At 31.4% G+C, this 20,885-nt stretch carries 27 protein-coding genes; 4 read left to right on the forward strand and 23 right to left on the reverse strand.

Going from position 1 to position 20,885, the window contains the following annotated elements:
- Positions 1-314: 314 nt before the first annotated feature.
- The 13 genes from IE051_RS17955 to IE051_RS18015 all read right to left on the reverse strand — a co-directional run bounded on the left by IE051_RS17955 (position 315) and on the right by IE051_RS18015 (position 10,725).
- Positions 315-1,145 carry a 3-keto-disaccharide hydrolase gene (locus IE051_RS17955; protein WP_189362802.1) on the reverse strand — a complete coding sequence of 277 codons (831 nt, stop codon included), beginning with the start codon at positions 1,143-1,145 and terminating at the stop codon, positions 315-317.
- A 331-nt stretch (positions 1,146-1,476) separates the two neighbouring features.
- Entirely contained in the window at positions 1,477-1,902 is a 426-nt protein-coding gene (locus IE051_RS17960) for a hypothetical protein (RefSeq protein WP_189362803.1), read from the reverse strand.
- Between the two features lie 108 nt (positions 1,903-2,010).
- Complete coding sequence (locus IE051_RS17965; protein ID WP_189362804.1) at positions 2,011-2,454, reverse strand: hypothetical protein; 444 nt, start codon at positions 2,452-2,454, stop codon at positions 2,011-2,013.
- Positions 2,455-2,612: 158 nt separating this feature from the next.
- Positions 2,613-3,806, reverse strand: coding sequence for a dipeptidase (locus tag IE051_RS17970; protein ID WP_189362805.1), 1,194 nt, complete (start codon positions 3,804-3,806; stop codon positions 2,613-2,615).
- Between the two features lie 176 nt (positions 3,807-3,982).
- Positions 3,983-4,543 carry a hypothetical protein gene (locus tag IE051_RS17975; protein WP_189362806.1) on the reverse strand — a complete coding sequence of 187 codons (561 nt, stop codon included), beginning with the start codon at positions 4,541-4,543 and terminating at the stop codon, positions 3,983-3,985.
- Between the two features lie 148 nt (positions 4,544-4,691).
- Positions 4,692-5,072, reverse strand: a complete 381-nt coding sequence (locus tag IE051_RS17980; RefSeq protein WP_189362807.1) for a hypothetical protein — start codon at positions 5,070-5,072, stop codon at positions 4,692-4,694.
- Positions 5,073-5,462: 390 nt separating this feature from the next.
- Positions 5,463-5,927: a hypothetical protein gene (locus IE051_RS17985; protein WP_189362808.1), complete on the reverse strand. Its 465-nt coding sequence runs from the start codon at positions 5,925-5,927 to the stop codon at positions 5,463-5,465.
- A 213-nt stretch (positions 5,928-6,140) separates the two neighbouring features.
- Complete coding sequence (locus tag IE051_RS17990) at positions 6,141-7,592, reverse strand: hypothetical protein (RefSeq protein ID WP_189362809.1); 1,452 nt, start codon at positions 7,590-7,592, stop codon at positions 6,141-6,143.
- A 228-nt stretch (positions 7,593-7,820) separates the two neighbouring features.
- Positions 7,821-8,312: a hypothetical protein gene (locus IE051_RS17995; protein WP_189362810.1), complete on the reverse strand. Its 492-nt coding sequence runs from the start codon at positions 8,310-8,312 to the stop codon at positions 7,821-7,823.
- 150 nt (positions 8,313-8,462) lie between these two features.
- Positions 8,463-8,885: a hypothetical protein gene (locus tag IE051_RS18000; protein WP_189362811.1), complete on the reverse strand. Its 423-nt coding sequence runs from the start codon at positions 8,883-8,885 to the stop codon at positions 8,463-8,465.
- An 8-nt stretch (positions 8,886-8,893) separates the two neighbouring features.
- Positions 8,894-9,274, reverse strand: a complete 381-nt coding sequence (locus IE051_RS18005; protein WP_189362812.1) for a hypothetical protein — start codon at positions 9,272-9,274, stop codon at positions 8,894-8,896.
- Positions 9,275-9,427: 153 nt separating this feature from the next.
- A complete protein-coding gene (locus IE051_RS18010) occupies positions 9,428-10,000 on the reverse strand; it encodes a hypothetical protein (RefSeq protein ID WP_189362813.1) in 573 nt (190 codons plus the stop codon).
- Positions 10,001-10,224: 224 nt separating this feature from the next.
- Positions 10,225-10,725 carry a hypothetical protein gene (locus IE051_RS18015; protein WP_189362814.1) on the reverse strand — a complete coding sequence of 167 codons (501 nt, stop codon included), beginning with the start codon at positions 10,723-10,725 and terminating at the stop codon, positions 10,225-10,227.
- Between the two features lie 247 nt (positions 10,726-10,972).
- Here IE051_RS18015 and IE051_RS18020 point away from each other — a divergent pair, with 247 nt between their 5' ends.
- Genes IE051_RS18020 through IE051_RS18035 form a run of 4 tightly spaced genes read left to right on the forward strand, consistent with a single transcriptional unit; the run spans position 10,973 to position 13,007 of the window.
- Positions 10,973-11,743 (forward strand): hypothetical protein, encoded by a 771-nt coding sequence (locus tag IE051_RS18020; protein WP_189362815.1) that lies wholly within the window; start codon positions 10,973-10,975, stop codon positions 11,741-11,743.
- A gap of 31 nt (positions 11,744-11,774) precedes the next feature.
- Complete coding sequence (locus IE051_RS18025; protein ID WP_189362816.1) at positions 11,775-12,152, forward strand: hypothetical protein; 378 nt, start codon at positions 11,775-11,777, stop codon at positions 12,150-12,152.
- The gene (locus IE051_RS18030; RefSeq protein ID WP_189362817.1) at positions 12,142-12,675 is read left to right on the forward strand and encodes an RNA polymerase sigma factor; all 534 of its coding nucleotides are present in this window, start codon (positions 12,142-12,144) and stop codon (positions 12,673-12,675) included. Before IE051_RS18025 ends, IE051_RS18030 begins: the two co-directional genes overlap by 11 nt.
- A gap of 2 nt (positions 12,676-12,677) precedes the next feature.
- Positions 12,678-13,007 carry a hypothetical protein gene (locus IE051_RS18035; RefSeq protein WP_189362818.1) on the forward strand — a complete coding sequence of 110 codons (330 nt, stop codon included), beginning with the start codon at positions 12,678-12,680 and terminating at the stop codon, positions 13,005-13,007.
- Positions 13,008-13,160: 153 nt separating this feature from the next.
- Here IE051_RS18035 and IE051_RS18040 read toward each other — a convergent pair whose 3' ends face one another.
- The 10 genes from IE051_RS18040 to IE051_RS18085 all read right to left on the reverse strand — a co-directional run bounded on the left by IE051_RS18040 (position 13,161) and on the right by IE051_RS18085 (position 20,666).
- On the reverse strand, positions 13,161-13,625 hold the full coding sequence (locus IE051_RS18040; protein ID WP_189362819.1) for a hypothetical protein: 465 nt from the start codon (positions 13,623-13,625) through the stop codon (positions 13,161-13,163).
- A 144-nt stretch (positions 13,626-13,769) separates the two neighbouring features.
- Positions 13,770-14,516: a hypothetical protein gene (locus tag IE051_RS18045; protein ID WP_189362820.1), complete on the reverse strand. Its 747-nt coding sequence runs from the start codon at positions 14,514-14,516 to the stop codon at positions 13,770-13,772.
- A gap of 162 nt (positions 14,517-14,678) precedes the next feature.
- Positions 14,679-15,197 carry a hypothetical protein gene (locus IE051_RS18050; protein ID WP_189362821.1) on the reverse strand — a complete coding sequence of 173 codons (519 nt, stop codon included), beginning with the start codon at positions 15,195-15,197 and terminating at the stop codon, positions 14,679-14,681.
- Between the two features lie 110 nt (positions 15,198-15,307).
- On the reverse strand, positions 15,308-16,219 hold the full coding sequence (locus IE051_RS18055) for a DUF5655 domain-containing protein (protein ID WP_189362822.1): 912 nt from the start codon (positions 16,217-16,219) through the stop codon (positions 15,308-15,310).
- On the reverse strand, positions 16,206-17,315 hold the full coding sequence (locus tag IE051_RS18060) for a DUF3644 domain-containing protein (protein WP_189362823.1): 1,110 nt from the start codon (positions 17,313-17,315) through the stop codon (positions 16,206-16,208). The genes IE051_RS18055 and IE051_RS18060 overlap by 14 nt, the downstream gene beginning before the upstream one ends.
- Positions 17,316-17,957 carry a Shedu anti-phage system protein SduA domain-containing protein gene (locus IE051_RS18065; protein ID WP_189362824.1) on the reverse strand — a complete coding sequence of 214 codons (642 nt, stop codon included), beginning with the start codon at positions 17,955-17,957 and terminating at the stop codon, positions 17,316-17,318. It abuts the gene before it with no gap.
- A 153-nt stretch (positions 17,958-18,110) separates the two neighbouring features.
- Positions 18,111-18,626, reverse strand: a complete 516-nt coding sequence (locus tag IE051_RS18070; protein ID WP_189362825.1) for a hypothetical protein — start codon at positions 18,624-18,626, stop codon at positions 18,111-18,113.
- 151 nt (positions 18,627-18,777) lie between these two features.
- The gene (locus IE051_RS18075; protein ID WP_189362826.1) at positions 18,778-19,359 is read right to left on the reverse strand and encodes an RDD family protein; all 582 of its coding nucleotides are present in this window, start codon (positions 19,357-19,359) and stop codon (positions 18,778-18,780) included.
- Between the two features lie 148 nt (positions 19,360-19,507).
- Entirely contained in the window at positions 19,508-20,038 is a 531-nt protein-coding gene (locus IE051_RS18080; protein WP_189362827.1) for a hypothetical protein, read from the reverse strand.
- Positions 20,039-20,198: 160 nt separating this feature from the next.
- Positions 20,199-20,666, reverse strand: a complete 468-nt coding sequence (locus IE051_RS18085) for a hypothetical protein (RefSeq protein ID WP_189362828.1) — start codon at positions 20,664-20,666, stop codon at positions 20,199-20,201.
- Between the last annotated feature and the right edge of the window lie 219 nt (positions 20,667-20,885).

Below are 20,885 nucleotides of genomic sequence, written 5' to 3' on the forward strand. Positions count from 1 at the left end.
TTTAATTCAATCTTTACTTCCTTTTTAAGGATTCTTAAATAATCACAGTTAAAGGATAAATAAAGTTGGCGTTCTTTTCAATTATGTTATAGCTTTTTGATAAAATAATAAATCAAAAATCATCAATGAAAAGTACTTCATTTTGCTGTTTTTTATATTGCACACAACGGTCTCGGCTATGAGTATTTGCGTGGGTTAGCACTTAACTTTACAAGTACACACCAAACTGAAAATCCTCGCGGATTTTCAGAAGTAGGCGAGAACAAGCAATTACTTATAGCCATTGTTGGCAGTAGTGTTTTTTATTCAAGCTTTTACTCTTTAGTCACAAGTTTTGCTGGCATCTTATCAATCCGTTTAAGCCTGATGTCTTTATAGTATACTTCAGACCCTTCCGATTGAATCACTAGCTTGCCAGCCTTAAGAGGGCTTTTATCGCTCATTTTTCTTGCGTTAAATAATCTCATTACAACAGTACCATTGACCATGTGTATACTTGAATCCCCAAAGCAGATTAAGTCAATGTCATTCCACTCTCCATGCTTATTTTCTTTGTCTGGAAACTTTTTCACATACATTTTTACCAAACTATCCATTAAGCCTACGTCTACATGTTCTGTTAGTCCTTCTTTATAAAACTTAGTAGTTGAGTAGGTTCGAAGCGGTGAATTTTCATCATATTGATGGAATTCACTATCTGTAGGTTTACTCGGAACATCGATTTCTATGTCTCCTATTGGCCAGAAATCTCCCATGTTACCTTCTTGAATTTCAAATTCCACCGTATTCAAATAGGCATATGCAGATCCAGGTTCACCAAATCCATGGTAGAGCAAACCAGTATTCCTAAGTGAATTTTCTACCGGTGGGTGCTTGTCATTGCCCCATTTAACTTTCAGTTTGAGATGGTAGTTGCCATAGTCTTGCTCTGTAAACATCATTCCAAAAGCTGTTCCTGAGATGCGAATGGCACTACCATCCCCCAATTGGACTACATCAATAATGTCCTGAGCAGGATTATTCAAGCCTAAAAATCCCTCCTGGGTTATGTCATATTTAGAAAAAGGACTATTGAAATAGGTATTCCAGCCAGTTAAGTCCTTACCGTTCCAGATTGAAACCCATTCGTCTTCGGTATCTGTCAATTCTGTTTTTTCGGATGAAGTTTCTTTTGAGTTACTCGAATTTTTGCAACCGATAAATAAAATTGATGCGAAAAAAATTAAAACTCCCCAATATTTAATTTGTTTCATTTTTATTAATTTATTTTTTCGCTTACTCTATTCAGTTTTCGGCTTCCCTGTTATTAATTATTAAGTCTTTCTGCGGTTGTGTGGCATTACTGCCAACGTTTATGTATAAGAATAGTGCGGTTTTGTATGCGAGGATTTTCCGAAGGAAAATCAGAAGCTAGCAAAACTGCACTAACCTTTGATTAAGCACTAACTACAGCATTATTTTTATACGGTGTTAGCTTTAGTTATTTTTATATTCAAAGTCAAGTTCAAACCATTGATTTATTGAGTCAATTTCCTTTATTATGAATTTCAATTCTCCTTTTTCAAAGGGTGTTTCTCCGACATAATCAATAGGTTGAATATAATATTTTCTGTTTTTTATATCATAAAATCTTACGAATCCGTAATGATATGCAGATTTTACATTTATCCATTCCAATTGAGATTGTTTTTCAAGTTTATCATATGTTAGAGACGTATCGGGTAATCCGACTGTTATGTTTCTTAATTCAAATTCTGTTGAGTTATAAAGACTAAATTTTAATTCCTTTTTTGTTTCGCTTTTTTCGGCTTTAATTTCTACTTTTTCGTTCTGATTTTTTAATTCCTTTTTACAATTATAAAAAGAAAGTCCTAAAATCAATATGAAGAGTATTTTGTTCATAATTAAAGCTAACGTGTTTGTGTATGATTAGTGGCGTGTTTAAGCACCTAATTTAGTAAATAAAAACTGAATAGAAAATCCGCGAGGATTTTCGTAAGTAGGCGAGAACTAGCCATTAATTATACATATTGTTGGCAAACGTTTTTGTGATCTCCATCCCTTAAAAGAAATTATAGATCCTATAAATACAAGTGCAAACCCACTCCAGAGATTGTATTCTTCATACTCATTGACCAATACAATTTCGTCCATTTCTTCGTTTGTCAGAACGTCAACTTCATTTTTTCCTACAATGGATTCACAAATGATTCTATTCCCGCTTTTCACAAAAATTCGATCATTAAACTGTAGTTTATAATATCCGCCTCTTCGACCCAAATTATCACAGTCCGTCGGTGTTTCTAATACGGTGGCAACTACTATCCGATTTTCTTCAGTTATCCGTTTCTTTTCAATGCCTTTCCAGATAATAATAAGGGAAATGGCAATCATAAAAAATCCACCAAAAATTAGCCCTTTGGAGTTTAGGAATGCTTTAGTTTTTTCGTTCATATGATTTTAATGTTTGCCAACGTGTTGGTGTAAGGATAGTTGCGTTATTAAGCAACTAACTTAATAAAAATGGAACAAACCAGAGGAAAATCCGTAGGATTTTCCGAGTAGGCAAGAACTAAGCAATTATTTTTACACGGTGTTGGCAGTAGTTATTTTTATTCATTTGCTTTTAAAACTCTTAATATATTTCCTCCAAGTATTTTCGAAACATCTTTTTCATTATATCCCTTTTCAATTAATGCTTTTGTGATTAAAGGATACTTCGTAACATCGTTTAACTGTTTTGGTGGTAAAACCATTCCGTCAAAATCAGAACCTATACCAACATAATCTACACCAACTAATTTAATGATGTATTCAATATGGTCAATTAAAAGATTAAAAGGTGCTTTCAATTCTTCTGACTCTTGACGATATTTTGGATACATTAATTCCTCTGCGAGATATTGGTTAACACCCGAAAGTTTGAGAGAATCAATTTCAGATTTATGTTTTTCAAGAAATTCTTCTTCTTTTTTTCCGACTGCTGAATCTAAAAATCCAGAACTAAAATTAATCTGAATAACTCCATCATTTTTTGCAATTGCTTTTATTTGGTCATCTTTCAGATTTCGAGGATGAGGACAGATATTATAAACAGAACTGTGAGAAGCAATAATCGGTTTTTTTGTGTTAGTAATAACATCCCAAAAAGTTTGTTCTCCAACGTGAGAAACGTCTATAATAATTCCCAATTTGTTCATCCTGTTGACAATTTCTTTTCCAAAATGAGTAAGTCCTTTTTTTCCTTCTGAATTGAGCGTTCCATCTTTTTGTGTTTCATCAGATGCACTTGTTGCCCATTTGGTAGAATTATTCCAAGTAAGAGTTAAATATCGTACTCCACGATTGTAAAGAGAATCTAATTTGTTTAAATCGTCTTCAATTTGATGTCCTCCTTCTATACCAATTAAGGCTGCTATTTTGTTTTGATTAACTGCTGATATTAATTCTTCTGTATTTGAAACTTTGATTATTTTGTTAGGATTCCTTTCAATTACTGCATCTAAACTATCTATTTGTATATTGGCAAAACTGTATGGGTTTATTTGATTACCATCACTCCAAACAGAAAAAAATTGAACATCTAATCCACCTTTTTTCATTCTGTCTAAATCGCTGTGAGTTTTTCCTTTTAAGTCATCATCTATTATATAACCTTTTTCCATTGTTTGTAACAGAATATCGTTATGAGAATCAACAAATATTGCCTGACTATGTATATCTATAAAAGTTTTGGATTCAGATTTATTATCAGTAGAGTTTTTACAGGAAAATAAAACGAAAAATAGTATTACTAAATATCTCATATTCTAGAATTCAGGATTTTGGTTTTAATTACTGCCAACGTTGTTGTATATGGAAAGTTGCGTGTTTGTGTGCGAGGATTTTCCGAAGGAAAATCAGAAGCTAGCAAACAAAGCAACTAATATTGGTTTAGGGTAAAACTAGCAATTTTTTATATACGGTGTTGGCAAATCGTATTTTAATCAAAGTAACCTTCATATTTTATTGATTCCAAAATCCCATTTTCAAATTGAAAAAAGAATAATGAGGTTTGCTCTAAATTCCCAAGAGTTACTTTGTCAGATTCTATTTTAGTTTTTAATATATTTTCAAGCGTTCTTTTATTAATTCCGATGTTTAAAGAATCAACGAATTTTATTTCAGGATTTTTGATAATTCCGCCAATAATTGATTCCCAGTTTTTCGCTTTATAAAATTCCAATTTAGTTTTGTCAAAAGTCAGAGTTTTCATTGTGTCAATAACACTTTTGTCGTGATGGTTTTGATAAGGTTTTAACTCTATTTTGAATAAAGAACTTTTAAGAGCATAATCTTCCAATTCAGATTCAAAAGCAAATGCTAAACTGTCATTTTCTACAAACTGTTCCTCCGCAATGTTTTCCTCAACTTTTATTTCCATTTCGGTTTTTAATTCAGTTGTTGCATTTTGTTCGACAATTTCAGTCTTTTTGGTTTCAGTTTGTTTGCAAGAAACCAATAATATTAAAATTAGAATCGATGTTAGTAAATGTTCTCTCATATGTTTGCCAACGTTTATGTATAAGGAAAGTTGCGTGTTTGTGTGCGAGGATTTTCCGAAGGAAAATCAGAAGCTAGCAAACGAGCAACTAACTTTGGTTTAGCTAAAACTAGCAATTTTTTTTATACGGTGTTGTACACCGTTTTTTTTATTTCCGATTGCGTATTTGTTCCACATAATTTCTATGATTTTCAAATCCGTTCTTTTCGGGATTTTCCAAGTCAATCATTCCGTCAATTCCAGAATCGTAAATCTGCCAATTATGTTTTTTAGCCAATTCAATCAATTCATAAAGTCCATTTTCTCCATATAATTGAAGCATAAAATTGCTTGAATTTTCATTGTCCGCAAAAAAGTCAATCGTAAAATCAGTTCCGATTATTTCTCTGTGATTATCGTCTTTTTTTATTCGGTCAAATGAGCTTTCTAATATCCCGCTAAAGTCAGTCGGTTCGAGTTGGTTTTCGTCCAGTTCCGCAACTGATTCTATTTTCTGTCTTGAATTAAAAAGAACAATGTCCCAACTCATATCTTTTCGCTTGTTGTGTAATATTTTTTCTTTAAGTAAACGTAAGTTGGCAAGGTCAGAATTAATAAAACCCCGATTACTTTAGTCAAATCGGTCATAATAAATCGTCCGCCTTTCCACTCCATAGTTTCTGTTTTGCTCACAATGATTTCTATTCCGCTATAAACAAATAATGAAAATAGAATTATAATTAAAATCAGAAAAGTTAGATTGAAATATGCTTTTTTCATAGGTTTCCTCAAATGGTGTACAACGGTTACGTATAAGAATAGTGCGTAGTTTGAGTGCGAGGATTTTCCGAAGGAAAATCAGATGCAAGCAAACAAGCACTAACTTTAGATTAAGGAATAAACTTACGCATTATTTTTATACAATGTTGTAAGTAGTTTTTTATTTTTTGTCCGTTTTATTTTCTTTAATAGAGTCTTTTATTAGTGCGTTATAAATATATTCAGGTGTCTTTTTCTTTAGCTTAGACATTTCTTTTTCGATGTGCCTAGATAGAAATTCTTTTTCCTTCACGTTCAAATTTTCAAGAATTCCAACTCGACCATAAAAACTTATGTTTTCGTCTTCTTTATGCACAAGAACTATTAATGGATATCCATTTTGAGCTTCAAACATTTCCAAGTTATTCTCAATTCCCGTTTTTGGATTTGGTCGGTCTAAAAAATAGGTGAAACTCACATTTTTTTCGATTGTACTGTCGAAAGGGTCACTTGTCGGATTTGCATAATTTATAATTCCTTGAACTTCATAAAAATCGGTTTCGTTATAGTCCGAGTATTTCTTATCAGACTTGCAAGAAAAAAGTTCGAATGACAGAATTAATAGTATGGTTAGCGTTTTTCTCAAATTACTTACAACGGTCTTGTGTATGAAACGTAGCGTATAAATAAATGCTAACTTTTCGGATTAAACACGAGCCGAATTTATTATTTTTATGTTTAATTTTCTTTATAAATATAACCAAATAAAAAATTTGGCGTACTTTGTAAATATACAAAAACCTCTCGGAAAGCCTATAATAGCTATGTTTTATACACGTTGTTAGGCACTGGCTTTTTATCAATCACAATTTTCTACACATTTCATTTCTTTAACCTCAGCTACTCCCTTAATTTTGAAATCAAATCCATCTTTAACATTGTACCTTTTGCCATTGTCAAAAGTATACCATCCGTTATTATCAAAATGTTTACTTAAAAAATCTAAGCGTAAGAATGGTGATTTATTCATATCATATTTAATAGATTTTTTATCATCAGATATTTGAATATTGAATGGATTATTACCATGATTAATCCATCTATGATTATGCATTTTAGGTGTGTTAGAATCATCAAAAGGTAAAGGCGGGTTTTCTGAATATAATTCAGCAGATAAAATTCTATAATCTTTACCTTGTAAATCTCGAGGATAAATTATCCCATTAGAGGGATATATAAAAACTCCAAGTAATTGATTGGGCTCAAATTTTAAACCAGGTCCTGTATGTACAGATACAGTACCATAGCCTGTTGTATGTTTGGTTGGTAAAACAAACGTTGTATAGTTGTAATTAGAAGTGACAGGTTCCCTCCGAGGTTCTCGTGACTTAATAGTTTTTTTTAATTCATTAAAACCTTTTAGGGTTACACTTATGAGAACGTCATTATCATCTTCAATTTTTTCATACCTCTGTGCTGGAAATCCATCAACTGTTTTAACTTTAAGGCCATCCAAAAGTGCGTTTCGACCAATTGGTTTCGCATTAGAAACAATAATATTGTTTAGTTTCATTTTAGAAGGATATCTTCTAGGTAAATGAGAAACTTCAATTTTAAGAATGAATTCTTTACCATTCCCTTTTTGAGTCGTAATGTAAGGGTAACCACACTTAATAGCTAAGCATTTATCATAAGATTCAAATGCTCTTGGGTTCAATATTTTACTAAAAAAACTTAAGTTTTCAATCCAAGAAATATCTAGCGTTTCTTCACTATTGAACTGTTCATATATTTTTTGTGTTTTTTGCTTATTAGATTTATAAGTTGCAGAGCCAAAAGCACCTAAATAAGAAACGAAACCATCTAATTTATTGGATTTAATAAAGTTGTTATACTCTTCATATGTATAAGAATATATTTTGTGATAAAATAATATTAACTCGCGTAAGGATTTAAACTCAACAATATCATAAGCTTTCAATGATTCATTGCAAGAGTCGCAGTTGGACAATAATAATGCATCTTCAATATCAAGTTCCATAGAAAAACCCTCTATAGGTGTCAACTCCTGTTCCTCCCATATTTTATTGATGGAATCATTTTTGATATTTTGCATTTCTATATACTTGGTAAATTCAATACTGTCCTGAATAACATTGCTCTCAAGCATGATAGAATCTTTTTCGGAATAAACTGAATTAAATTCATTTTTGTTACTTTTTTGTTTTTTACCACAGGCACTTATTGTAAGAAAAATGAGAGGTGCTATTAGAATCAATGTAGACTTTTTAATGAGAACTGAATTTTTCATAACTGTATGATTTATAGTTGGTTGTATTTGTAAGATAATAAATCTTAATGACATGTAGAAATATTCTCGTTGTCGCGTCGAGCTTGTGCCTAACGTGTTCGTGTAAGGATAGTTGCGTGTTTAAGCAACTAACTTACTAAAAATGAACCGAAGCATTGGAAATTCCGCAGGAATTTCCAAGTAGGCAAGTCACAAGCAATTATTTTTACACGTTGTTGTAAAACGTTTTTATTTATATAATTCAGCAATAACGTCTTTTGTCAGTTCAAGATTGGAATTTGGTAAATAAATAAAATCAGGTCCATAACTGTTTCCAATTCCCAAGACACCATATTCAGGATTGAATAATATTGGTCCAGTTCCATCATCATATGGCTCTTTCAATCCATAATTTGTGAACGCAGATTTATGTATTTCGTTATTCAGATATTCCGTTCTATTTGAGGGAATAAATTGGTCAAAGACAAAAACCAATTGTTTAGACACTTTATCATAAGAAAACTCCATGTTCCTTTCTTCATTTTTCAGATTTCTATATGAGTATTTAGTTACTGTGTCATTTTCCGAAATAACCAATTCATATTCCATTATTGGCTTTGCGATTTCTGTGTGAAAAACATAAAGAGTTCTATTTTCAGATATCGGTTCAGTCTGTTTTTTCGAGTCGGAACAACTCAATAAAATCAGCAAAGGAATAAATATGTAAAGTGCTTTTTTCAAATGTTTTACAACGGTTTTGTGTATGATTTCGTTGCGTATTTAAGCACTAAAGTTAGCAAATAAATCACAGATAGAAAGTCCGCGAGGACTTTCGTAAGTAGGCTAAAACTAGCAATGAATTATACACGTTGTTGTGGGTAGTTTTTTATTTTACATTCCCACAGTTTCATAGATATAGCTAATTCCAGTTTTAGGATTTCTTAAATATCTTGAACGTTCAAATTCGGCTGTTTGGTCTTTTGCATAAATCAGATAGTTTTGGTCAGGTTTAAACCATTCAGGCAATTTAGTCCAACCTTTCCATTCGTTTCCAACTGTGTCAACTTCAAGACCGTTATAGTCAACAAATTCGTCAAACCATTTTTTGTCCGATTTGAATTTAAGGAATAACTCATATTCGAGAGTAAAATGAGGTGATTGATAATATTCGCCTTTAATCAATTCAATTTCTTTTGGTGGTTCGTTTCCAGACCAATATTTATATGCTTTTTCAGCATTTTTTGTTTCTGTTGAGAAACAGCTGACCAAAAGGAAAACAATTCCAATTACTGATATTTTTTTTAATATTTTCATTTTATCAATTAGTAATGAACCCAATAAGAATCTGTTTCTTCTCCATCTTCGACCATTCGAATTTGGACATCAAATAATTCAGTCAGTATTTTTTCTTTAGTTGTGTTGTCAAACTCTTCAAATTCCAATTCTTCAATATTTTCCAAAATTTTATCTCCGTTATGCCATTTTTCTGCAACAATTTTTTCAATCAGAATATTCAATTCAGGTGAGGGAACTTGCTTTTCAGATTTATGCCAAATAAATTCCTGTCGTTCTTCTGGGTCATTCTCATCATAGATTGCAATTCCGCTTATTGAGTCAACCGTTTTGTCAATTAATTCAATTTTCTCAACTCCATATAATTTGAGATATGATTTTAAAAAATTCAGTCTTTTTGATTCGTTCATTTCCGTTTTCTCAAATTACCCACAACGTGTTCGTGTACGGATAGTTGCGTGGTTAAACAACTAACTTAGTAAAAATGAACCACACCAGAGGGAAATCCGCAGGATTTTCCGAGTAGGCGAGAACCAAGCAATTATTTTTACACGGTGTTGGCGTTAGTTTTTTAATTTTTTTATTCCGTTTACTATTGATTCCGCTTCTGGTTCATCTCCATAATAATAGTTATTTGGGTCGTATTTATAGTTTTTATTTGTTGGGTAAATTCCGTTCATTTTAGCGAACGAGTGATAGTAAAAATCAACTTCAGTATTTGTACTGTCATTACAAATAGTCAGTTCGTATTCGGAAACGTATTTTCTTAATTCCTTTAATTCATTTTTCGAGAAATTGATAGTGTCAAATTTTCTAAAAGTCTCAACTTTAGTAATGTAATTATCTTTTAAGTGATATATGGTTTTAAATGGCATTTCACATTCAGTTGCCTCCATTGGCTGTCCATTGGAATATAACCGTTCAATTATTCTATCGGTTTGATATTCGTATTCAACGATAGTCGGAAGATAACAAAGTCGGTTTTCAAGAACTTTTCCATTTTTCGTAAATTCCAATTTTAACACTTTGTTTTCTGAATCGACGGTTTCCCTTATTTGATATGGGTTTTTGTCATTGTCGGAATTCCATTTTTCAACATTCCAACTGCTTGCGGTCGGACTGAATTCGTGAATCAAGATTTTTTCAGTTGTTTTATTACAACTTAAAAGTATAATTATTAGTAGAAAATATGATGTAAAGTTCTTCATTCTTAAATTAACGCCAACGTTTATGTATATGGAAAGTTGCGTGTTTGCGTGCGAGGATTTTCCGAAGGAAAATCAGACGTAGCAAACGTGTAACGACCTTTGTTTTAGCACAACACCAGCAATTTTTTATATACGGTGTTGTAAAACGTTTTTTATTTCCGTTCAGTTATTTCCGAACGATATATTTTTAAAATTCTATTTCCTAATTCGGATGGCTCACAATGAGCTGAAATCGTACTTGTCAATTCAATTCCGATTGGTAAATTCATTACAGTTTCAATTTTCAACGTACTGTTTCTATCTGTTATTCCACGAATTGAAATTCGGCGATACTTTTCCTCAAAACCACGACCACTTTTTTCCTTACTTACTTTTAAAGCAGGCCAGTCGGATTTTTTACCCATTCCTTCTTTTTTTTCTTTAATATCGAATTTATTGAAATTCCGCTTTATTGCTTCTCCAATAATTTCAGTTGAAGATGTTAAGTCAATTATTTCACAATCCTTTTGTTCGTAATGATAACTATCTTTTGGTTCTTTAGAAATAGGAGCAATGATCATTTCAGAGTGTTTTTCCGAAATATAAACTGTAACTGATTTAATGACTTTTAATTCAGGTTCAGGTGCTTTAAATGTTATGCTCGGTATTTTCATTCAAATGTTTTACAACGTTGTTGTGTATGATTAGTGGCGTGTTTAAGCACCTAATTTAGTAAATAAAAGCCAAGTAGAAAATCTGCGAGGATTTTCGTAAGTATGCGAAAACTAGCCATTAATTATACACGGTGTTAGCTTTATGTGCTTTTTTCATTGAGAGAAGTAATTTTATTAAGAATTTGTAACCTTTTTATAATAAATGCAATCCTATTGGAAATAGATAAATTTAATTAAAAGAAAAATTATGAAATTACCAATTAGAAAAATTCAAGGAGTTGCTATTATAGTCATACTTTTTTCAAATATTATTAATGCTCAAGTTCCAAGTGATAATGAATTGTTTGAAATTTTAAAAGCAAAAGACAGTTTGTTTTTTGAAGTAGGGTTTAATAAATGTAATTTGGAAGTATTTGAAGAATTGTTACCTGAAGAATTTGAATTTTATCATGATAAAGATGGTATTACTAAATCGAGAGCAAAATTTATAAGTACATTAAAAAAGAATCTTTGTAGTACAGGAAAAAACAATATAAAAAGAGTTTTAGAAGAAGGTAGTATTGAAGTGTTTCCTTTGTATGATAGCGGAAATTTATATGGAGCAATCCAAACCGGAAAACATTCTTTTGGTAGTACAATTTCCAGATTTATTAACCTTTGGATTTTAGACCAAGGAAAATGGGTGCCAACAAGAATTATGAGTTACGACCATAAATTAAATACGACTCCTATAGTTGCTAACGTAGAGTTTATTAAATTGTCTTCTAAAGAAATGTCAATTTATTTAGGAGACTATGAGTTTTCGCCAGAATTCAACTTGTCGATAATTACTGAAGGAGACAAAATTTATGGTGATGCACAAGGTCAAAAGGTTGAAATTAATTATTATGGAGACCATAAGTTTTTAGATAATAATCAAACAATGAAACTTAACTTTATTTTGGATGATAAAGGAATTGTTACTGGACTAAAAATGATTGGTCGCGATAGAGAGATGATTGCAAAAAAGAAGAATTAATCAAAGAATAATTTAAATATTAAAAAACGCCATGACAAAACAAATTCTATTTTTAATTATAGTCGGTATAAGTATTATTGCATTTTTATTCGCTTGGTTGTTTTATCAAAAAGCTAAATATAGAGAAAGAATGCATCTTATAGATAAAGGACTAGATTTAGAAGATGTGCTTAAATTTCAAAAGAAAAATAAAATCAAGATTATCTTTCCTTGGTTTAAATTAAGTATCGTCATCATTGGTTTGAGTGTTTCCTTTTTAGGTATTGCCTTTCTAGTTCGCTATTTAGAAAATGATTTAGAGCTTTTTAAAGGTTTTTTAATCACTTTTATTGTCGGTATATGTTTAGGCATATCCTTTCAAATCATTCATTTTATTAATAAAACTTATAAAAATAAAAATGGAGGATGAGTATATTGAAAGGGTTTTATCGGGAGATACAGAAGCTTTTAGATATTTTTTGAATACCTACAAAGACATGGCGTTTAATATTGCCGTTTCAATTGTAAAGGATGACCAATATGCTGAAGAAATTGTTCAAGATTCCTTTATGAATGCGTATAACGGATTGAAATCGTTTAATAGAACAGCGAAATTTAAATCATGGTTTTATAGAATTATTGTAAATGAATCTTTTCAAAAACTTAAGAAGTTGAAAAGAGAACTTAAAGTAGAATATGTTGCAGAATTACATAATGAGACAAATTTTGAATTAAATTCGGAAACTAAAAGTGATAAATTAGTACAGATTGAAAAAATCATGAAATCTTTAAATTCAAATGAAAGGTTAGCAATAAATCTGTTTTATTTAGAAGAATATAGTTTAAAAGAAATAGTGAATATTACAGGTTGGAAAATGGCACATACCAAAGTTATATTACATAGAGCAAGGAAAAGCATACGTTTTCATATTGAAAGTAAAAACAATAAATAAAGATGAAAGAATTAGAAGAATTTAAAGACGATTTGATTAGTGATTTTGTAAAATCTGGAGTAAAAACGATGATAAACGATGATTTTGAAAATAGCATGATGCTCAAAATTAAAGCTGAAATAGATTACAAAAAAGAAGTGTCTTCTTATTTAAAAAAGTCACTTTCATTTTTTCTTATAGCATTATTTTCGGGACTAATATTTATGTTTAGCTTACTATTTGGAGAATATATTATTAAGTCAATAACGATATTAATTTTATTTGCCTTTAGTATATTTGGATTCTTATGTATTGATAATTATCGCATAATTATCAAAAAGTATTCTTGGTAAAAGGGATTTTTGTTTTTGTTCGTGATGTTAGCATTAAAGCTAACGTTTATGTATATGGAAAGTTGCTTGTTTGCTAGCTTCTGATTTTCCGAAGGAAAATCAGAAGCTAGCAAACAAGCAACTAACTTTGGTTTAGCTAAAACTAGCAATTTTTTATATACTTTGTTGTAAGTAGTTTTTTCTTTCCGTTACTAATTCCGTTAATTTATTCAGTTTTATTTGGTCAATTTTTATCCAATCCGCATTATCAAATTCCAATGTACTAAACTTTTTTAAACTCCTATACATTGGTAAAATCACAGACTCAAAATCTCCAGTCATTTCATAAATCAGATTTCGATTTTTTGTTATTCCGCTACTATTTGAAATGTTCAGATTAATATTTTTTCCGCTTTGTTTTAGTTCAAAGAAATAACATTCAGGTTCCAGATTCCAACATATTTCCGTTTCAATTCCGTTCATTGTTAAAATCAGAGATTCGCAAAGTTTGTCAGTCGGATTTTCAGGAATATTTGAAGCATTAAATTCCAATTCAAAATCCGTAGATTTTAATTCAATCGGAAGCCATCCATTTTTTGGATTTCCTAAATTGAGTTCTATTTTTCTTGGTTTGTTCAAATTACTTACAACGTGTTTGTGTATGATTAGTGGCGTGTTTAAGCACCTAATTTAGCAAATATTAACCGAATAGAAAATCCGCGAGGATTTTCGTAAGTAGGCGAGAACCAGCCATTAATTATACACGGTGTTACCAACTGGCTTTTATATTTTATGTTCAAATCCGATTTCGTTTAAATCAGATTTCAATTGTTCAAAATCATCTAATTCTGGATTTAATTCGAGAACCAATTCTTTTGTTATTATTGCTCCTTTATAAATCTTTTCTACAAGTTCCAATTTGAGTTCGTTTTCCTCAAAATTTTCCTCGTAATATTCTTCCGCCCAATTTTTATAAGTCAAAGGTTTTCCGTCTAATAATTGTAGTAAATCATTAGAGCCATCTTTGTATTCGTCTTTTGGTAAATCGACTTTCCCTATTTTCCAATTATTATCTGATTCAGTTTGCCAAATACAAAAAGTTGTTCCAATACTTTTCACAGGTTCTCCGAATATAAAGTCATTAAATACTTTTGGTAAATTATCCACAACTCCTTTTGGAATTATTTGAGTTAATTCCGTTTTGGTTTCTTTTTTTGAACCAAATAGTTTTTCTACAAAAGATTTTTTCTCTTCAATTGGAATGTTTTTCCAACCATTCATTTCGCTTTCGTGAGCAAATCCGTTAATACAAGTTCCGTATTTGCTAAAAACCATTAACATTTGGTCTCCTTGTCCGTTTCTCATTTCGCAAAACTCTTCTGTTTCACTCCAATCTTTTTGGTAAGAATAATATCTGTATTCCCATTCAGGACAAATAATTGCTTCCAAAGCAGAAATGGATTTGCAAATCTTTTGTAATTCATTCGGATTTGGCAGAAGATTTAGGTTTTCAGACGAAAGTTTGTTCATTAGCAGGATTTTTGTTCAGCTTGTTGGTAACGGTTTTGTGTATGATTAGTGGCGTGTTTAAGCCACTAATTTAGCAAATACAAACCGAATAGAAAATCCGCGAGGATTTTCGTAAGCAAGCTCGAACTAGCCATTAATTATACACGTTGTTCTACGCAGTTTTTATTCCTCCGCAAGTTCATATCCATAAATTCCCTTTTTGTTTTCTGGATATATTTTTCTCATTGTCAGATAATAATCTTCTAAAAAGTGATTCAAGTCCACTAGTCCATCGGTATAAAACTGAATAGTGTCTTTTTTGTTTTCGATTATTAAAATGCCACGATTTTCCTTGTCAGAAGTTTTACGATTTGCGTTTCGTTCAATAAATTTTTCAAATTGCCAAATAGTGTCAGTTTCCGATATTTTTTTCTCGTAAACTAAATTCCATTCGGGCTTTTTATTTTCACTAAAAGTCAGTTCTTTAAATTCAGTCCGAATTTTTATTGAATCCGATTGTTTAGTGATTTCAATTCTTTCGTAACCTTCGTAAGTGCAAACTGAATGGTCAAAGAAAACCTTAATGGTATCTAATTCAGTCATATTTTTCTTGAAAACGGTTAAGTCCGTTTTGAGATTAAAGTCAGATTTAGGAAATTCCGTTTTGCTTTCAGTTTCTTTTTTGCAAGAAGCTAAAATCAAAGTCAGAATTAATATTTTGAGTAAGTTTTTCAAATTGCGTAGAACGGTTCGGGTGTGGTGGCGTAGCTGACGTAAGGAAGCTATGCACTATACCCATTGTTGGCATTTCGTTATTTTATATTCTTTTTAATTGACTGTTTCACAAGGCTTAAAATGTATTCTAAATCATCATCAGAGTTGATTTGTAATTCATAATCACCATTGCCCCAATGTCCTGTCGTAGATACGTCACGCATCAAATTTTTGGGGTCATCTAATTCTCCTTTATTGAGGTTCAACCACATTTTCAAGGCTTTTCGTTGCGGGTGAATGTCTATTACATTTCTACCTGACACAAATGCGATATATTTCTTTTTGGGCTTTACCTCAATGTTGTCGAAATTCAGAATTGCACTTTTTAGTTTTTCATAAAGTTCCTTGATTTCTTCTGTCACATTTTCCAAATGCTCTTGTTCAGAATAAACCTTTATTTCTTTAGCAACATTGTCAATCGTATTATCGGTCTTAGATATTGTCTTTATACTTTCTTGGGCACCTGCTTTTTGAATTTGGTCGAAAGAAACCGTGTCGTTTTCAAAACGTTTTACTTCCCACAATTCAATTGGTAAGTCTTTGAAGTTTATGGCTTCTCTTTGGTAATTGGTAAATGCTGGGGAAATAAATAATACTCTTGATTGAGACCAATCAACGTCATTTCGTTTTAATGTCTTGTCTAGATTTTCGTTGAACTCAAGTATGAAATCTGCTTTGTTGTTCAGCATCAATGACAAGTAGGCATATCCTTGGTCAATCACGCTAAAGTTCTTGTCTCTCTTATATTCTATGATTACAAAAGCATTTGCTTCTTTATCAAACGCTAAAGTGTCAAGCCTGAAATTGTTGAGTGCAAATTCTGATTTTACGAAATCTAGCCCGAAAACTGTCTTTAAGTTTTGTTCTGTTAAGTCTTGGATTTCCTTCTCTAGTTTGAAGGGTTTCTCCTTTATGTATTCTAGTGCTTGTTTAATTTTAAATAGTGCCATCAGTGTCATTTGTTTCAAAGGCTGCTATATCATAGCTTTCTCTGTTTTTGAATTTTGCTTTCCAATCATTTCTTGTTAAGGAACCTTCATTTATCCCACGAATTATTAGTTCTGCCCATTCATCTTGATAAACATAATCATCATGAACTTCATCATAGTGACAATATGCTGTATTAGTGTCAAATGGATCGTCTATGTCATTTGCAGTAGCAGGTCTTATTTTGAAACAGCAGTAAAGACATTTATGGTCATAATGATTTATTTCAAAATCAATTTCTGAATTAACTTTAGTAATCACATCCGTTGGTTTTCTTTTACCTGGATTTATAGCTTCTTTCTTGACGACCTTGTCCTTAATAATAGCAGTTACTTTTTCATAATTCTCTCTGTCAGTTTCAGATAGTGAATTCCAATTCACAAATTCCACTGCTAAATCATTACGGTTTGTATTTGAAATTTTTGGCACCTGAATAAGTTTGATACTGTATTCTTGAGCATTAAAAACTTCATCAGTAAGTGAAGTTCTATAATTGTCTATAAATGACTTCAATTCTTTAATCTCCTTTGAGAGCAATTTTTTACTGGCTTCTATTTGTGATTTTTTCCGAAGTCTAGAAAATTGAATAGAAAATGAGAGACTTTCATTCAGAGCGTATTCTTCACCGAAGAAATCAATGAGAGTATTTTCATAATTGTATAAAAGTGCTTGACACTCTCCAAAAATCATTACTCCAATTTCTTCTCGATCAATGTGTCTATGCTCGATTTTGTTTCGAAGCTTTATGAAAAAATTCAAATTAGTTTTAACTGCGGTTGTTAGTCCATCATGTTTTGAGACACAGGTCTTTAATTCCCAAGATTTTTTTTCTCCATCAATAGTTTGATAGTGTCCATTAGGTTTTTTGTAATAGTATTTTTCTCCAATTGTATGATTGTAGTGAGCATGAAATAATCTAGTCCATGCAATAATCATTTGAGTAATGAAACCTTCTATTCGAAATGGAGTTCTCGGCTTGTTGTAAATTTCGACAGCAAGAAAAGCAGCTTCTATTGAGCTTTCAAGAGTTGATTTGGTTTTCCCTTTTCGTAATGTCATTTAAAGTACTTTTCTAAAGATGTCCATATATCCATATTCTTGCCAGTACTTTTCCAACTGAGAATCTTTCAAACTAATAGGGTTTTCTTCAAAACTCCACAATTCTTCAAATTTGTTGTTGGCTAATTTTATTGCATCTAAAAAAATATCGCAGCTTCTAATCTCAATATTGTAATTGTCATTATGATATGCTCTCCATTTTATCGCCTTTTCACTACTCCAGTCTTCTCTGGAACCAGCTACAAGTATGTATTTAAATCGGGAAACTGCACCGAATATTCTTGACTTTTCGCTAGGATTTTCTCTGAAATACCTATCCCAAGATTTAACCTGCTCAACAGCATGATTAAGTTCGGCTGAAGGGTCACCATTTTTACTAAATAGTTTCATTTTTGGTTTTTCAATTTCAACTAAGACCCATTCTGGACCGCCAGAATTATCGTTAAGCCAAGCAAAATCACATCTCATTTTACCTGCGAATGAAACCTCAGCGAAATTGGGTTGGATTCCATATTTCCTTGAGTAAAGTGGGTAAAATAGAAATGAGTTTTTCTTTAGTATCGCTAGAAGGTCAACCTCTGAATCATCTTCAAAAGATTTCTTCAATTCCTTTTCTACTTTTCTTAAGTTCCAAGTACTCATTTCTTTAGGTTTGGTTTAATGAATGCCAACGGTTACGTATAAGAATAGTGCGTAGTTTGAGTGCGAGGATTTTCCGAAGGAAAATCAGATGCAACCAAACAAGCACTAGCCTTTAGATTGAGGAATAAACTTACGCATTATTTTTATACAATGTTATGTGCTGGCTTTTATTTTAGTCAATAATTTATTTCCATAATTAAGATTCTTAAAAAAACTTAATTGCCGTTCAAATAAATAACCATTAGCAATGAAATCCATTTCGTAATCTGTCGTTTTTATGCTCAATTCCATTTGATCAATTGAGTATTCAAAACTCCAAAATTTAAAGTATCGTGCTCTTAATTTAGATACACCAAGTTTTAATAAAATCCACATTGGTGATAAAAAAAAAGGATTAATATTTTCTTTTCCGCGGGTTAGAGTAATTTCGACAATATTTTCATTATGAATTGGAATCGCAATCAATTTATTAGAATAATTGGCACGTAACAAGAGTCCATGAGTTCGTTTTTCAAAGTTGCATTTAGAGTCTATTTTCAGAGAAACGGACTCAGGGTTTTTAGAGTTAAATGACTTTAAATAAAACCCAGTACTTCCAATTGGTTTTGGTTTTTGCAAATCGATTTCAGCTGATTTTCCTATCTGTTTTATTATTGCTTGTTCAGTCATTTGTTATTAGTTCGAATCCTTTTTCAGCTTGCACATAACGGTCTCGTATAAGAATAGTGCGGATTTGAGAGAGGCTGATTTTCCGAAGGAAAATCGGACGCCAGCAAATCGGCACGGACTTACGTATGAGGAATAAACTTACGCATTATTTTTATACATTGTTACCCAACGTATTTTTATTTTTTTTGTCGTAAATAACATAAGTATTTGCAATTCTGTCATGAAGCGACCTTTTTGTTTTTGTTGAGTCGGATAAAAGGAAAATAATATCTGCAACAATTATTATCATGCTTAAATTTCCAATTATTCCTTGCATTGGGTATTCAGTTGCAATAGCGGTAGAAAACTCCATAAACTCATTTATTTCGTATAAACTGGTGTTGTTAAAAGCCAAGTAATAAATTGGAATATACATTATTAAAGGAATAACCAAAATCGAACTTCTCAAAATAGACGTAGTCATATCAATTTTCTTGAAATTTTTATCAGTTACTTTAATTTTTACAATCATTTTGCCGATTGTAGCTCCATAATAGCTTTCCAAAAAGGGTTTGTATAAAATTGCCAAAATAGCAAAGGGTAAGTAAAGAAGAAAACTTTTAAAATTAGATATATTAACGTAATTGACCGTTATAGCAACGACACTTAGAATAATTGTATCTAATAGATAAGCTCCTGCACGAGTCCAAAAAGGCGTATATCGAAATTGTTCGACTGTCATGTCTTCATTCATAGGTTGAGTTTTTTATATGTTGGGTAACGGTTTGTGTAAGGATAGTTGCGTGGTTAAGCAACTAACTTAACAAAAATGGAACAAACCAGAGGAAAATCCGCAGGATTTTCCGAGTAGGCTAGAACCAAGCAATTATTTTTACACGTTGTTACCCAACGTTTTTTTCTTTTTTCAGGAACAGATTAGCAATCCGCCTGTAATTGGTCAAAATTATAATTCCCATCAAAACATTTAACGCAGAAACAATCCACCAATTATAATCCAATTGTTGCTCTAACATAAATCCGTCGACTTCATCAAGTCCAGTTGATGAGACTTGCTTTTTAAATGCCAAGTAGCAAAAATTTAAAAACTGAGGTATGTTGTCCACAACCAATAAAAGTCCGATAAAAATTAGTGCAAATTTGAAAAGTCCATCGTTTTTTAGACTTCCAATATCGATATTATCAGAATCAAATCCTCTGTCCAATCGCAAAAATTTGATTATTCTGTCAGTATGGAATAATAAAAAATAAGCAATAAGTCCTGTTACCAATATAAAGATTAAACTCACTTTTAAACTTATTGAATAAAATCCTCCAGAATAAGATAAGTTTGGAATCATTTGAAATATCGCATCTATGAAGCAGTAAATTCCGAATATTTTAATTATCACTCGAAATAGGTCAGTTTTGGTCATTTGGTTGCTTTTTTAAATGTTGGGTAACGTTGTTGTGTATGGTTAGTTGCGAGTTTAAGCAACTAATTTAGTAAACAAAACCGAACGCGAGAAAATTCCGAAGGAATTTTCCAAAAAAGCACTTGCCAAAGCAATTAATTATACACGTTGTTGTAAACTGTTATTTTTTCCAATATGTTTGTCCGTCAACCTCATTCACGCTTAAAATTCGTTCAGCATAATATATGTCAACATCTTTCTTTACAATTTCAAGTTCTAATTCGACCTTTTTATTCCGTTTTTGTAAATCGTTGTGGTTAAAGTCTTTTACTTTTTTGTATTCAGTTTCGGAAAGGTAAACGACCAAAGTCGAATCAGCTCCAATTCGTAGATTTATGTATGGTGATGTAAATAATCCTTTATCCTTTAGTCTCAAAAAGAAGTCGTCTAATTCTTTGTCCTGTTTTTGAGCGTTTGGATTCTTTCTTATACTGTCAAATAATTTTTCAAATTTTTCTATTTGTTCACGTTCTGCTCCATAAAAACTTCCCCAACTTATTAGTTTGAATGATAAGTCCGCTTTTGTAATTTCTTTTCGTTCACACGAGAAAATGGTCAAAATCAGAAATAAGGTCAAAAGTCTTTTCATATTGTTTTTGATTTTAATTTAAACTCAAATCTATTTCTTATTAGGAAGTAATAAAAAGATAAATGAGTAAACGAACCTTTTGGTTTAGTAAACACGTTTCCGATAATTGTTTACAACGGTTACGTATATGAAATGTTGCGTGTTTGTGTGCGAGGATTTTCCGAAGGAAAATCAGAAGCTAGCAAACAAAGCAACTAACATAGGTTAAGCTAAAAATAG

The sequence above is a fragment of the Algibacter mikhailovii genome (assembly GCF_014651495.1).
GTDB lineage: Bacteria > Bacteroidota > Bacteroidia > Flavobacteriales > Flavobacteriaceae > Algibacter_E > Algibacter_E mikhailovii.